This is a genomic window from Streptomyces minutiscleroticus (assembly GCF_014650875.1).
Lineage (GTDB): Bacteria > Actinomycetota > Actinomycetes > Streptomycetales > Streptomycetaceae > Streptomyces > Streptomyces minutiscleroticus.
On the sequence record NZ_BMVU01000014.1, the window covers coordinates 1 to 13,887 of the forward strand.

The 13,887-nt window shown below is 72.6% G+C and carries 10 protein-coding genes and 1 pseudogene; 5 read left to right on the plus strand and 6 right to left on the minus strand.

Translation table 11 applies throughout. From position 1 onward, the window contains the following. Together IE271_RS16165 and IE271_RS16170 are read left to right on the plus strand one after the other, a co-directional pair. A pseudogene (locus IE271_RS16165) lies at window positions 1-220 on the plus strand (alkene reductase); the annotation flags it as partial. A gap of 227 nt (window positions 221-447) precedes the next feature. Continuing rightward, complete coding sequence (locus IE271_RS16170) at window positions 448-876, plus strand: putative quinol monooxygenase (RefSeq protein ID WP_190191017.1); 429 nt, start codon at window positions 448-450, stop codon at window positions 874-876. Between the two features lie 351 nt (window positions 877-1,227). On the opposite strand, the gene ftsY is transcribed toward IE271_RS16170, so the two are convergent. Next, window positions 1,228-2,436, minus strand: coding sequence for a signal recognition particle-docking protein FtsY (gene ftsY / locus IE271_RS16175; RefSeq protein ID WP_190191018.1), 1,209 nt, complete (start codon window positions 2,434-2,436; stop codon window positions 1,228-1,230). Between the two features lie 132 nt (window positions 2,437-2,568). Here ftsY and IE271_RS16180 point away from each other — a divergent pair, with 132 nt between their 5' ends. Together IE271_RS16180 and IE271_RS16185 are read left to right on the plus strand one after the other, a co-directional pair. Beyond that, the gene (locus IE271_RS16180; protein ID WP_229919376.1) at window positions 2,569-4,035 is read left to right on the plus strand and encodes a cytosine permease; all 1,467 of its coding nucleotides are present in this window, start codon (window positions 2,569-2,571) and stop codon (window positions 4,033-4,035) included. A 190-nt stretch (window positions 4,036-4,225) separates the two neighbouring features. Further along, on the plus strand, window positions 4,226-5,095 hold the full coding sequence (locus tag IE271_RS16185; RefSeq protein WP_190191020.1) for an alpha/beta fold hydrolase: 870 nt from the start codon (window positions 4,226-4,228) through the stop codon (window positions 5,093-5,095). 255 nt (window positions 5,096-5,350) lie between these two features. Here IE271_RS16185 and IE271_RS16190 read toward each other — a convergent pair whose 3' ends face one another. The 4 genes from IE271_RS16190 to IE271_RS16205 all read right to left on the minus strand — a co-directional run bounded on the left by IE271_RS16190 (window position 5,351) and on the right by IE271_RS16205 (window position 11,704). After that, window positions 5,351-6,766, minus strand: a complete 1,416-nt coding sequence (locus tag IE271_RS16190) for a sugar porter family MFS transporter (protein WP_190191021.1) — start codon at window positions 6,764-6,766, stop codon at window positions 5,351-5,353. A gap of 255 nt (window positions 6,767-7,021) precedes the next feature. Beyond that, a complete protein-coding gene (gene smc / locus IE271_RS16195) occupies window positions 7,022-10,633 on the minus strand; it encodes a chromosome segregation protein SMC (RefSeq protein WP_190191022.1) in 3,612 nt (1,203 codons plus the stop codon). A gap of 208 nt (window positions 10,634-10,841) precedes the next feature. Then, a complete protein-coding gene (locus IE271_RS16200; RefSeq protein ID WP_190191023.1) occupies window positions 10,842-11,045 on the minus strand; it encodes a hypothetical protein in 204 nt (67 codons plus the stop codon). 377 nt (window positions 11,046-11,422) lie between these two features. Beyond that, window positions 11,423-11,704 (minus strand): acylphosphatase, encoded by a 282-nt coding sequence (locus IE271_RS16205; RefSeq protein ID WP_190191024.1) that lies wholly within the window; start codon window positions 11,702-11,704, stop codon window positions 11,423-11,425. A 92-nt stretch (window positions 11,705-11,796) separates the two neighbouring features. On the opposite strand from IE271_RS16205, the gene IE271_RS16210 reads away from it, so the two are divergent. Next, on the plus strand, window positions 11,797-12,921 hold the full coding sequence (locus IE271_RS16210; RefSeq protein WP_308435183.1) for a CAP domain-containing protein: 1,125 nt from the start codon (window positions 11,797-11,799) through the stop codon (window positions 12,919-12,921). A 187-nt stretch (window positions 12,922-13,108) separates the two neighbouring features. On the opposite strand, the gene IE271_RS16215 is transcribed toward IE271_RS16210, so the two are convergent. Then, window positions 13,109-13,591, minus strand: a complete 483-nt coding sequence (locus IE271_RS16215) for a GNAT family N-acetyltransferase (RefSeq protein ID WP_190191025.1) — start codon at window positions 13,589-13,591, stop codon at window positions 13,109-13,111. Window positions 13,592-13,887: the final 296 nt, after the last annotated feature.

Here is a 13,887-nt window from a genome sequence, read left to right on the forward strand (position 1 = left end):
CCTCCCGATGGGCCCGAAGCAGGCCGACCGGGCCGCCGCCGACCACTGGCTCGGCCTGGGCGCGGACCTGATCAGCTTCGGCCGCGCCTTCATCGCCGACCCCGACCTGATCGAACGGCTGCGCACCGGCCTGCCGATCGCGCCCGCCGACGAGACCACGTACTACCAGGGCGGCGACGCGGGCTACCTCACCTGCTCGGCCTACCAGTACACCGCCTGACCGGAGCCGGCAGGCGGGGCGGAACAGCTCGCCCGACCGGGCCTCACGCTTCCATGAAGCACGGCCGGCCTCACGCCTCACCAGGGTCCGACAGGACCGCGCCTGATCGAGGTAGTGACCGAACTTGTCGCCCCGCTCTCTCTCGCCCCTGACGCCGACGTCAGGGTTCACCGTGCACATGCAGGGTCGGTCCGGCTCTGCACCAGGACAAAGGATGAGAAGGAACAATGGATTCACCACAGGACAAGGCCGCCACCGCCGCAGACACGCACCCGTCTGCCCGGACGGTCCTCATCGTCGCCGGCCGGGTCTTCGTCCCCGCCAGGGACGTCGAGACGTTCGTCGCCGAGGCGCAGGCGACGTACCCGATCGCCGCGGCGAACCCGGGCAACGTACTGATCTCGTTCTGCGTGGAAGACGCAGCGGCCGGAACGGTCACGGTACTCGAGCAATGGGCGTCCCAGGAGGCGCTCGATCGCCACCTCGCCGCACCGGAGGTCATGGCGCTCTTCGCCAAGTGGAGCCCCCATATGCGCAATGAAGTGCGCAAGTACGACGCACTCAACGAGAGAGACCCCGAGCCTGAGGCACCCGTCTTTGGGCGGACTGCGTCGACGCCGCTCCTGACAACCCGGCCTGGAAGGTTCGCCTGCTGAGAGCTCCGCCGAGGAGGTCACTGCGCTATGGCCTGCCGCCGCTGCATGATCTTCCGGAATCCACGCGACCCCCGCTGATCAAGCGTCGGCCGTTCCGTGTCCAGCCGGGCCCGTCGCCAGATCACGAACCCGGGCTGGAGTACCAGCGTCCGTGCGCACGGGTGCGGGCGGCGCTCCCCGGTCGCCCGCACCCACTGCGCGCGCGTCCCGCACGGCCGCGCGCCGCGCACGGAAGAGCCCCACACCGTCCGCATCGCGGTGTGGGGCTCTTCCCCGTCGTGTCCGTCTGTCCGGGTCGTATCCGTCCGTGTGGTGTCCTCGTGCCGCGTACGTGGTCCGGGGTCCGCCCGCTCAGTCGCCGAGCAGCGCGTCCACGAACGCCTCGGGGTCGAACGGCGCCAGGTCGTCGGCGCCCTCGCCCAGGCCGACCAGCTTGACCGGCACGCCCAGCTCGCGCTGGACGGCGATGACGATGCCGCCCTTGGCCGTGCCGTCGAGCTTGGTCAGCACGATGCCGGTGATGTCGACCACCTCGGCGAACACCCGGGCCTGCACCAGGCCGTTCTGGCCGGTGGTGGCGTCCAGGACGAGCAGCACCTCGTCCAGCGGCGCGTGCTTCTCCACGACCCGCTTGACCTTGCCGAGCTCGTCCATGAGGCCGGTCTTGGTGTGCAGGCGGCCCGCGGTGTCGATGAGGACGACGTCGGCGCCCTCCTGGATGCCCTCCTTGACCGCGTCGAAGGCGATGGAGGCGGGGTCGCCGCCCTCGGGGCCGCGCACGGTGCGGGCGCCGACGCGCTCGCCCCAGGTCTGCAGCTGGTCGGCGGCGGCGGCGCGGAAGGTGTCGGCGGCGCCGAGCACCACGTTCTTGCCGTCGGCCACCAGGACGCGGGCCAGCTTGCCGGTGGTGGTGGTCTTGCCGGTGCCGTTGACCCCGACGACCATCACGATGCCCGGGGTGTCCAGGCCGGACTCGGTGTTGACGGTGCGGTCGAAGTCCGGGACCAGCAGCGTCAGCAGCTCTTCGCGCAGCAGGCCGCGCAGTTCACCGGGGGTGCGGGTGCCGAGCACCTTCACGCGCTCGCGCAGCCGCTCGACCAGCTCCTGCGTGGGCTGGACGCCGACGTCGGCGGTGAGCAGCGTGTCCTCGACCTCCTCCCAGGTGTCCTCGTCGAGGTGCTCGCGCGACAGGAGCGTGAGCAGCCCCTTGCCGAGCGCGTTCTGCGAGCGGGAGAGCCGGGCGCGCAGCCGTACGAGACGGCCCGCGGTGGGCTCGGGGACCTCGATCTCGGGGGCGCGGACGAACTCCTCGACGACCGGTGCCGACGGCTCGGTCTCGACGAGCGGGAGGTCCACCTCCTCGATCGTGCGGCGCGCTTCGTCGCGCGGCGTCTCGGCCTCGTCGCCGACGTGCGGCTCGGCCGGAGGGGCGGTGATGTCCGGCGTCGCGGGGGGAGCCTGCGGGGGCAGCCGCTTCTTGCGGCGGCTGCCGACCACGAGCCCGCCGAGCGCGCCGAACACGACCACGGCGATGACTACAGCAAGGATGACGATTTCCATAACTCACCCAGTATCGGCCATGGGCCTGCGGCGACCCCGCTTGTGACGTCCTCCGAAGGACATATGCGACGCGAGGGGTCTACTCGGACCAACGTACGATGTTTACTCCCCCACATCCCTGGAGCCCCCTCCGTGAGTACCACCGCGCCCGCGCCCGGCGCCTCCGAGAGCACCCTGGAGACGCACGGCCTGGAACCCGTGCCGGAGGCGGAGCGCACCGCCTCCACCCGCGGCCTCTTCCCCACCTGGGTCGCCGCCAACATCAGCGTCCTGCTGCTGACCATGGGAGCGAGCCTGGTCGTCACCTACCGGCTGAACCTCTGGCAGGCCCTGGTCGTGGCCGCCGTCGCACCCGCCGTGTCGTTCGGCCTGGTCGGGCTGGTCGGCATCGCGGGCAAGCGGGGCGGTGCGCCCGGCATGGCCCTGTCCCGCGCGGTCTTCGGGCAGCGCGGCAACCTGCTGCCCGGGGCGCTGATCTGGATCGCCCGCTGGGGCTGGGAGACGATCAACGCAGTGACCGGCGCGTACGCCGTGCTCACCGTGCTCGACATCCTCTTCGGCGTCTCCGGCAGCACGCCGCTGGTCGTCGTCACGCTGCTGCTGTTCGTGGCCGCCACCTTCGCGATCTCGGGACTCGGCATCAACGCCGTGCAGCGGTGCAACAAGTACGCGACGTACCTGTTCGCCGTCTTCTCCGTGCTGGTCCTCGTGCACCTGCTGGTGAGCACCGACTGGGGCGCGGTCCTCGACCGGCCCGCCGGCTCCCTGCCGATGATGGTCACGGGCATCGGGCTGGTCGCCGCGGGCGGCATCAGCTGGGTGCCCTCCGCCCCCGACTTCACGCGCTACCTGCCGCGCGCGGCGTCCTCCCGGGCGGTCGTCGGGCACTCGGTCGGCGGCGCCGGCGTCGTCGTCCTGCCGATGGTGCTGATGGGCGCGGTCATGGCGGTCGGCACGCCGGACCTGGCCTCGGCGGCCGACCCGGTGTCGTTCCTCGGCGAGATCCTGCCGCTGTGGATCGCGGTGCCCTACCTGCTGATCGCCCTGGTCGGCATGCTGCTGATCAACGCGATGTCGATGTACTCGGCCGGCTTCACCGCGCAGACGCTGGGCTTCAAGGTGCCCCGCCACTGGGCGGTGTCGGTCAACGCGGTGATCTCCCTCGTCCTCGGTGGCGTCCTGATGCTGGCCGCGACGAGCTTCATGGGCTCCTTCATCGCCTTCCTGTCGCTGCTCGCGGTGGCCTTCTCCGCCTGGGCGGGCGTCTTCGGCGCGGACATGCTGCGCCGGAGGGAGTACGACGCGGCGGCCCTGCTCGACACCACGCGCACCAGCGCCTACTGGTACCGGGGCGGATTCGGCCCGGCCGCGGTGGCCGCCTGGGCGCTCGGCCTCGGCTCGGGCCTGCTGTTCACCGCCTCGGAGTGGTTCACCGGCCCGCTGGCCACGGGCAACCCCGTGGGCGAGTACGGCCTGGGCTGGGTGGCCACGATCGTGATCTCGTTCCTCCTGTACACGGTCCTGCCCAAGCCGGCGGTCGCCGTTGCGCGGGGGCGGACGGCCCGGGGCGGGGAGCCGCCGGCGCGGCCGGGCACCTGAGACGGCCCCGCCGCCTCCCGACGGCGGATGAAAGGCCGATGCGGCGCCGCCGCCGGGACGCGTTCGACCCCCTCGAAGCCGTGCCGTCGGAGCGCGTCGCCCCCTTCGGGACCGTGCCGTCCGCGCGGGGGCCGGCGGGGCCGGGCCGGCACTCCCACCGCCGTGGCCGGCTCGTGCACAATCCCCTGCCATGGCGATGATTCCGACGCGTGACGGCCGGCGGCTCGACCTGGCCGTGACCGGCCCCGAGGACGGGATTCCGCTGGTCTTCCAGCACGGCACCCCCGGCGGTGTGCCACCGTTCCGCCCCATCGAGCGGGCCGCCCATGAGCGGGGGCTGAGGTTCGTGACCTTCTCGCGTGCCGGGTACGGCACGTCCACCCGCGCGCCGGGGCGCGCCGTCGTGGACGTGGCGACCGACGTACGGGACGTGCTCGACCACCTCGGCGCTGCGCGCTGCCTGGTCGGCGGCTGGTCCGGCGGCGGGCCGCACGCCCTGGCCACCGCGGCACGGCTGGCCGGCCGGGTGGCCGGGGTCCTGGTCATCGCCGGTGTCGCGCCGTACGGCCTGCCGGATCTGGACTTCCTGTCCGGGATGGGAGAGGGGAACGTCGAGGAGTTCGGGCTGGCCGCGCGGGGCGAGGCGGCGCTGCGCCCGCACCTGGAGAAGGAGGCGGCCGGGCTGCGCGACACCGGTGCGGCAGGGCTGCCGGCCGGTCTGGAGAGCCTGCTGCCCCCGGTCGACCGGGCGGTCCTGACGGAGGAGCTCGGCGAGGACCTGGCGGCGAACTTCGCGGAGGGGCTGCGGCTCGGCGTGGACGGCTGGGTCGACGACGACCTCGCGTTCACCAGGCCCTGGGGGTTCTCGCCGGAGGAGGTCACGGTGTCCGCCTTCGTCTGGCGGGGCACCGAGGACCTGATGGTGCCGTTCGCCCACGGACGCCGGCTCGCCGCGAACGTCCCGGGGGCCGTGGCCCACCTGGAGGACGGCGAGGGGCACCTCTCCCTGGCCGCGGGCGCCGCCGGCCGCATGCTGGACGAACTGGTCCGGGTGCTCTGAGGCACCGGTCCGTGGCCGACGCCGCTGCGGAACGGGCACCGGCTGGGGCGGGCGCCGACTTCGGGCGGACGCCGTGGGCCGGGCGGCCCGGGATTCCGTCCGAGCCCGCTCCCCGCTCCCGGCGCGCAGGACACCGCCGCCCCGCGGGACGCCGCCGCCCCGGCCGGAACGGAGTCCGGCCGGGGCGGCGGCAAGGTACGAGGAGAGGGGCAGCGGGGACTTGGCCCTTCTCCCCGAGTGCGGGGAGCCCGCGGGCTAGCCCATCTCCTCCAGCGCCTTGCCCTTCGTCTCCTTGACGAACTTGAGCACGAAGGGGATGGAGAGCGCGGCGAAGACCGTGTAGATCACGTAGGTCACGGAGAGGTTCCAGTCGGCCAGCGACGGGAAGCTCGCGGTGATGGCCCAGTTGGCGATCCACTGCGCGGAGGCGGCCACGCCCAGGGCGGCGGCGCGGAGCCGGTTGGGGAACATCTCGCCGAGCATGACCCAGACGACCACGCCCCAGGACAGGGCGAAGAAGAGGACGAACACGTGGGCGGCGATCAGGGCGATCCAGCCCTGGGCGGCCGGCAGCTTGCCGTCGACCAGGTCGTAGGAGAAGGCCCAGGCCTCCAGTGCGAGGCCGATCACCATGCCGACCGAGCCGATGATCGCCAGCGGCTTGCGGCCGATGCGGTCCACGAAGATCATCGCGATCACGGTGCCGACGATGTTGATGATCGACGTCGTGAAGGAGTAGAGGAAGGAGTCGGTCGGGTCCACGCCCACCGACTGCCACAGCGTCGAGGAGTAGTAGAAGGCGACGTTGATGCCGACGAACTGCTGGAACACCGACAGGCCGATGCCGATCCAGACGATCGGCCGGAAGAAGAAGGTGCCGCCCATCAGGTCCTTGAAGCTGGACTTGTGCTCGCGGTGCATCGCCGTCTCGATCTCGGTGACGCGGGCGTCCAGGTCGATGTCGCCCTCGACCTCGGCGAGCACCTCGCGGGCGCGCTCCTTGCGGCCGACGGAGATCAGGAAGCGCGGCGACTCGGGGATCGCGAAGGACAGCAGGCCGTACAGGATCGCCGGGATCACCATGACGCCCAGCATGACCTGCCAGGCCTCCAGGCCCATCAGCTTGCCGCGCTGGTCGCCGTCGGCGGCGTTGAGGATGCCCCAGTTGACCAGCTGGGAGACCGCGATGCCGATGACGATCGCGGCCTGCTGGAAGGAGCCGAGCCGGCCGCGGTACGCGGCGGGCGCGACCTCGGCGATGTAGGCGGGGCCGATCACGGAGGCCATGCCGATGGCGAAGCCGCCGACGATCCGCCAGAAGGCGAGGTCCCACAGGGCGAAGGGCAGGGCCGAGCCGACGGCGCTGACCGTGAAGAGCACGGCCGAGATCTGCATGCAGCGGATACGGCCGATGCGGTCGGCGATGCGGCCCGCGGTGGCGGCGCCGATGGCGGAGCCGATCAGCGCGATGGCGACGACCTGGGCCAGGGCCGCGGAGCCGATGTCGTACCGGTCGCGGATGGCCTCGACGGCGCCGTTGATCACGGAACTGTCGTAGCCGAAGAGGAAGCCGCCCATCGCGGCCGCCGCCGCGATGAAGATGACATGGCCGAGATGCTCGGGATGAGCCGTCCGGGCACCTGACTGAGGTGCGTGCGCTGCGCTGGTCACGTGTACTCCTCGGGCCACCGGCGTCACTGCCGGGGGTAAGGGCGGGCCCTTCCAGTGGCGCACAACTTCACGCCGCTCACCACCTGAAGGTAAAAGCAACGTTGCAGAGACTATGCCTTCAAGTTTCGAAGTCAACAGTTCAATGCTGTGAGTTTTCAGCAATGGCGTGTCGCACTTGCGTTCAAGTCTTGAACGTACAAGAAGATGCGCTCGCTCGCTGTCAACGACCGGCCACCCAAAGTCCCCGGCGTCGGGTCAGCGGAGCCGCTGGCTGATGACCTTCGACACGCCGTCGCCCTGCATGGAGACGCCGTAGAGCGCGTCGGCGATCTCCATCGTGCGCTTCTGGTGCGTGATGACGATCAGCTGCGAGGCCTCCTGCAGCTCCTGCATGATCCGGATCAGCCGCTGCAGGTTGGTGTCGTCGAGCGCCGCCTCGACCTCGTCCATCACGTAGAACGGGCTGGGCCGCGCCTTGAAGATCGACACGAGCAGCGCCACGGCCGTCAGCGAGCGCTCGCCGCCGGACAGCAGCGACAGCCGCTTGACCTTCTTCCCCGGCGGCCGGGCCTCGACGTCCACGCCCGTGGTGAGCATGTTGTCGGGGTCGGTCAGGACCAGCCGTCCCTCACCGCCCGGGAAGAGCCTGCCGAACACGCCCTCGAACTCGCGGGCCGTGTCCCGGTAGGCCTCGGTGAAGACCTGCTCCACCCGCTCGTCGACCTCCTTCACGACTTGAAGCAGGTCGGCGCGCGTCTTCTTGAGGTCCTCCAACTGCTCGCTGAGGAACTTGTGGCGCTCCTCCAGCGCGGCGAACTCCTCCAGGGCCAGCGGGTTGACCTTCCCGAGCTGCTGGTACGCCCGCTCGGCGGCCTTGAGCCGCTTCTCCTGCTCCGTACGGACGAACGGCCGGGGCCGGTTGCGCGGATGCTCCGGGTCCTCCGGCAGTTCCTCGCCCTGGGCGGGGAGCGAGGGCGGCACGGGCTGGTCCGGGCCGTACTCGGCCACGAGCCCCGCCGGTTCGACACCGAGTTCCTCCAGGGCCTTCGTCTCCAGCTGCTCGATGCGCAGCCGCTTCTCGGCTCCCAGTACCTCGCCACGGTGAACCGAATCCGTGAGCTTGTCGAGTTCGGCCTTCAGGTCGCGTCCCTCGGTGCGCGCGGCGGCCAGTTCCCGCTCCCGGTGGGCCTTCGCCCGCTCCGCCGCCGTGCGCTCCTCGTCCGCGCGCCCGAGCGAGACCTCCACGTGGGCGAGGAGCTGCCGGGCGCCCGCGGCGACGGCCCCGGCGACCGCGGCCTCGTGCCGCAGCCGGGCGCGGCGCCGCTCGGCCCGCGCCCGGGCCTCGCGCTCGGCACGCGCGGCGCGCTCCAGGGAGTCGGCCCGCCCGGCGAGCCCCTTCACCCGCTCCTCGTGCGTGCGCGCCTGGAGCCGCGCCTCCATCTCGGTCTGCCGCGCGTTGGCGCCGTCCGCGGCGAGCCGGTCGCGCACGGAGGTGTCGGGCTCCTCCTCCACCGGCGTCTCCTCGGCGACCGCGAGCCGTTCGGCCAGCTCCTCGGCCTCCTCCAGGGCGCGGTCCAGGGCCTCCCGCGCGCGGTCGGCGGCGGCCCGGGCGCGCTCGGCCTCGCCCGCGGCGGCGCGCGCCTGCCCGGCGAGCCGGCCCAGCTGCTGGGCGACGGAGGACTTCTCCCGGTCGGCGGCGCGCCGCCGCTCCCCCAGCTCCTCGACGAGAGCGGCGCGTTCCGCGCGCCGCTCGGCCGCGGCGTGCTGGGCCTCCGTCAGCTCCGCGCACCGCACGGCGAGTTCCGCCAGCTCGGCGGCGGCCTCGTCGACGGACGCCCGTACCTCCAGGAGGCTGGGCGCGCCGGCGGACCCGCCGTGCGCGAAGTGCGCCCCGAGCAGGTCGCCCTCCGCGGTGACCGCCGTCAGGCCGGGCCGCGCGCGCACCAGGTCCTCGGCCTCCTCCAGCGTGCCGACGACGACGATCCCGCGCAGCAGCCCGCGTACGGCGGCCATCAGCTCGTCGGGGCCCCGGACGAGGTCGGCGGCGTACGGGTACGGGAGCGTGCCGCCGGCCGGCGCCCCGGTCCCCGTGCCCGTACGAACCGTCCCCGAGCCGGACGCGCGCGCGGCCGGAACCGGCTCCTCGGGCCCACCTGCCAGCAGCAGTGCGGCCCGGCCCGCGTCCTGCTTGCGCAGCAGCCGGAGGGCCTCGGCGGCCGCGGCCGGCGAGGCGACGGCGACGGCGTCCGCGGCCGCGCCGAAGGCGGCCGCGAGCGGCACCTCGTACCCGGGCGTCACCGACAGCAGCCCGGCGGCGGGCCCGAGCAGCCCGGTCAGCTCGTCCCCCGCGGCGAGCAGCGCGCCGGTGCCGTCCTTGCGGCGCAGGCCCAGGGCGAGGGCCTCGCGCCGGGCGGCGACGGCGGCGCGCTCGCGCTCCGCGGCCGTGACCGCCTCGCGGGCCGCCGTCAGCGCGGCCTCCGCCCCGGCCAGCTCCCGCTTGGCGGCCTCGTGCCGCCCGGCCAGCTCGGCGTCGTCCGCGTCCAGGCCGTCGACCTCGGCCTTCAGCGCCTCGTACTCCTCCTGGGCGGCGACGGCACGTTCCTGCGCCTCGTCGCGGGCGGCGGCGAGACGGTCGATCTCCGACTGGGCGGCGGCGGCCCGCGAACGGGCCGCGCCGGCCTGCCCGTTCAGCCGGGCCAGCCCTTCGCGCCGGTCCGCGATGGCGCGGGCGGCGTCCTTGAGGCGGCGCTCCTCCGCGGCGAGCTCGCGCTCCAGCTCGGCGCGGTGCGCGACGGTGTCCTCCAGCGCCCGCTCGGCCGCCTCCAGGGCCGCTTCGAGCTCGGCCTCCTGCTCGCGGACGCGCGCGGCCTCGCGCTCCATGTCCTCGGGGTCGCGCCCGCGCCGCTCCTCCGGCGGCTGCGCGGTGGCGCTCTTGACCCGGGCGTCCGCCAGCGAGACCGTGCCGCGCACCCGCTCGGCGAGCTGCGACAGCTCGTACCAGGTCTGCTGGGCCCGCTGCAGGCGCGGGGCAAGGCGCCGGACCTCCTCCTCCAGCTCCGCCTCGCGTCGCAGGGCCTTCGCCAGCTCGGCCTCGGCGGCGTCCTTGCGCCGCTTGAGCGCGGCCTCGTCGGCGATCTCGGCCTCCAGCGCGCGGCGCAGGCGTACGAGGTCGTCGGCGAGGAGGCGCAGGCGCGCGTCGCGCAGGTCGGCCTGGATCACGGCGGCCCGGCGGGCGACGGCGGCCTGCCGGCCCAGCGGCTTGAGCTGGCGGCGCAGCTCGTCGGTGAGGTCCTGCACCCGGGCGAGGTTGGCCTGCATGGCGTCCAGCTTGCGGAGCGCCTTCTCCTTGCGCTTGCGGTGCTTGAGGACGCCGGCCGCCTCCTCGATGAAGGCGCGGCGGCCCATGGGGTCGGCGTGCAGTACGGAGTCGAGCTGGCCCTGCCCGACGATGACGTGCATCTCGCGTCCGATGCCGGAGTCGGACAGCAGCTCCTGGATGTCGAGGAGACGGCACGTGTCACCGTTGATCTGGTACTCGCTGCCGCCGTTGCGGAACATGATCCGCGTGATGGTGACCTCGGCGTACTCGATGGGGAGGGCGCCGTCGGAGTTGTCGATGGTGAGGGAGACCTCGGCGCGGCCGAGCGGGGGCCGCCCGGTGGTGCCGGCGAAGATGACGTCCTCCATCTTGCCGCCGCGCAGCGACTTGGCGCCCTGCTCGCCCATGACCCAGCTCAGCGCGTCCACGACGTTGGACTTGCCGGAGCCGTTGGGTCCCACCACGCACGTGATGCCCGGCTCGAACCGCAGTGTGGTCGCCGAGGCGAACGACTTGAACCCGCGGAGGGTCAGGGCCTTGAGGTGCACGCCGCTGGACTCTACCTTCCGGGCCGTGTCCCACTGCATGAACGCGCGGTTTCGCGCAGGAACGCGCAGGGCACATCAGACGTTGAGACAGTGAAAAGGTGTGCTGGACAAGAAAAAAGAAGGGACGCCGAAGCGTCCCTTGCAATGCTGGTCAACCGGTGTACACGGGCAGCCCGACCACGTGGTGGCGTGGAGCGTGGACGAGTGGTCAGGTGAGCGCAGGCTCCGCCTGGGGTACGTCGATGTCCTCGAGAAGCGAGTCGTGAGAAGCGGCAGCCGTCAGCGCGTCGTTCTCCGCCTGGATCCGTACGAGCTCGGATTCGAGATCCTGGACGCGCTGCTGGAGCCGTCGCATCTCGGCGAGGAGTCGCGGGTCGGAGCCGCCGACGTAACCGAGAAGCGCCTTTGCCATGATGGATGGTCCTCCGCACTGAGTACCGACTAGCGGTGTGGGTCCTGAGGGAAATCGCACCCGCGATGTCTGGCACTCTTCAGTTCTTGCTGCCGTTCTCACATGCCAAACAGCGAAGGTGCGCGGGGCTTTCAGAGTCTCACCAAAATGTTTGACGGTCAACACGATCAAGCCCGCGTCGACGGGCGGCCCGGGGGCGCGCGGCCGGGAACGGCGGCGCTGCTCCTCCCGCGGGACCCGGAGGGCGTGGAGATCAACCTTGACAGCGGAGCCTGCCACGCCCCGGGCTTCTTGGCAACCACCTGCTCGTTTTCCGTCGGGAACCGACCGCGGCGACGGGTCGGACGGCGGCCGCGGCACCCGTGCGGCCCCCCGCGTCACCGGATGGCGAAGCCGTCGTAGCCGCCGCGGGGCGTGTCCCAAATCTCAGTGACACCGTCGACCCTGCCGGGTGTGTCGCCGCTCTGGAGCCATTCCAGGAGCCTCTCGCACCCCTCGCGGGGCCCCTCCGCGACCACCTGGACCCGTCCGTCGGCGAGATTGAGAGCAAAACCACTCAGGCCGCCGATCTCCAGCGCCCTGGCCCGCGTGAACCAGCGGAAACCCACGCCCTGGACCTGCCCCCGCACCCAGGCGACGAGCCGTGCATCGTCCTTCATGGGTGCACGCTAACCAACCAAAAGCTCTGGGGGCACATCCTCCCCATGCGCCATGGGGTACCGTCCGAACCCAATGAAACTCACTCGTTCGGGTGAGGGACGTTGACCGCAAGGACGAGGAAGGCCAGGAGATGGGACGCCACCGACGCTCCGCCGCCGGCCGCGCCGCCACGGACCGCGCCACCGGGGCCACGCAGTCGTACGACACGCACACGCCCGGCCCGGGCGGGGAGCGGCAGCCGGAAGGCGGCGTGTCCGCGCCCGGCGGCGACCCCTTCGCGAAGAGCACCGCCTACCTGTTCGCGACGGAGGACACCGGCCCGCACGCCGCGGGCCCGCGCGCGGCGCGGGACGGCGGCCGGGCCGGCAGCGCGCACCGCCGCCGGAAGAAGTCCGGCGCGCCGGTGCGGACCGGGCTGCTCGGCGCCTCGGCGGCCGTGGCCCTGGGAGCCGTGGCGGTCGCCTCCGGTCTGCTGCCCGGCGGCGACGGCTTCTCGGTCGGCGGCGGCGGCTCGGACAACGTCCGGGCGGCGGACTCCCCGACCGGCCTGCAGACGCAGGGCGGCACGGACGGCACCGCGGACGTGGGCACGGACGGCGGCGCCTCGGCGTCGGCGGGCGCGGGGACCGAGCGGTCCGCCTCGCCCTCGGCGAAGCCCACGAAGTCCGCGGACGAGGCCCCGAAGGCGTCCGCCTCGAAGACACCGTCCGCCGAGAAGCAGAGGACCGAGCCGAGGGCGACGCCGACGCCGAGCCGCAGGGCCGCCTCGGAGGCGCCCGCGCAGGACTCGTCCTCGTCCGCCTCGTCCTCGTCCTCCTCGGCCGCCTCCCAGCCCGCCGGCTCCTCGGTGGAGGCGCAGGTCGTCGCGCTCGTCAACCAGGAGCGGGCCAAGGTGGGCTGCCGGCCGCTGACCTCGTCCGGCTCGCTGGCGAAGCTGGCCGAGGACTTCAGCGTCGACATGGCCGAGCGGGACTTCTTCGACCACACCGACCCGGACGGGGCCACGCCCTGGGACCGGGCGGCGGACGCGGGCATATCCAGCCTGGGCGGCGAGAACATAGCCCGCGGCCAGGCGGACGCCGCGGCCGTGATGGATGCCTGGATGAACAGCCCCGGCCACCGCGCGAACATACTGAACTGCGACTTCAGGACCATAGGCGTCGGCGCGCACTTCGCGTCGGGCGGCCCGTGGTGGACGCAGGACTTCGGCTACTGACCTCTTCGCGGGTCGAAGGCTTACGCACCTCCCATGGCCGTCTCGGGACGAGCAAGTCCACGTCCTCCACGGCCGGGCCGAGGACCTTCCCCTGCCGCAGACCGCACCCGGCAGCCGCCGGACGCCACGACCCGGCACTCGGACATCCCCCGGGCGACTTCCCTCCGAGAACGCCCTTCACAACGGATCAGGCAGGCGACCGCCGTACGTGGGCCGACCCTGTCAACGTGACGGAAAGCAGGGGAAGCATCCGCCCCGCGATGGAACCCGACGGCGTCGCGCCGATCCGCACCGCCCCCATCGCACGGTAGAACGGCTCGGCGTTCGGATCGGCATCGATCGTCAGGCGGGTGAATCCGGCGTTCCGCGCGGTGTCGAGAGCGTGCTCGAACAACTTGCGGCCGACGCCCTGGCCGATGGCCACCGGATCCACGAACATCATGCCCACGGCGCCTTCCGGCGGCTTCCCGTCCACAGTGGTGAATCCGAGCACGCGGCCGTCCTGCTCGGCCAGTGCGGTCCGCCGGACTTCGACCTCCGAAGGGTGGACGGTCAGCTCGTCCCTGCAGGCTGCCATGAAGTCTTCGTCGTAGCCCCAGTGGGCCTTGGACCGAAGCGCCAGTTCCGTCAGATCGTCGGCCTCGTCGGGCCGGGCATCTCTGATCAGCATGGACTCCCCCACCATCACGGGACAGCGTGTTCGTCGATGTTCGCACAGCTGGACCGCATCCGACTGGTATCCCCGGACACGTCTCAGCCCGGGGCCCTGGCGGGCCGTGGGAGGGCGTTCGACGACGACCGACGCCGACGACCGTCGACGGCCGAGTCGCGGGCCGCGGCGTTGCTCGATGGCACAGTTCCAGGTCAGAGACCTGGCCCTGTACTTCTTCGGCTACCGGGACCGGGCCACGCCGGGGCCCGGTGTGCGCTCACCCAGGGTTGGCGCAATCTTTCGGTGAGCGCTGC

What these genes read in the sequence shown, in the direction of transcription:
- IE271_RS16185 (WP_190191020.1), top strand. Translation starts at nt 4,226, where the DNA reads ATGGCGATGATTCCGACGCGTGACGGCCGGCGGCTCGACCTGGCCGTG.
- IE271_RS16200 (WP_190191023.1), bottom strand. Translation starts at nt 11,045, where the DNA reads ATGGCAAAGGCGCTTCTCGGTTACGTCGGCGGCTCCGACCCGCGACTC.
- IE271_RS16170 (WP_190191017.1), top strand. Translation starts at nt 448, where the DNA reads ATGGATTCACCACAGGACAAGGCCGCCACCGCCGCAGACACGCACCCG.
- IE271_RS16215 (WP_190191025.1), bottom strand. Translation starts at nt 13,591, where the DNA reads ATGCTGATCAGAGATGCCCGGCCCGACGAGGCCGACGATCTGACGGAA.
- IE271_RS16205 (WP_190191024.1), bottom strand. Translation starts at nt 11,704, where the DNA reads ATGAAGGACGATGCACGGCTCGTCGCCTGGGTGCGGGGGCAGGTCCAG.
- ftsY (WP_190191018.1), bottom strand. Translation starts at nt 2,436, where the DNA reads ATGGAAATCGTCATCCTTGCTGTAGTCATCGCCGTGGTCGTGTTCGGC.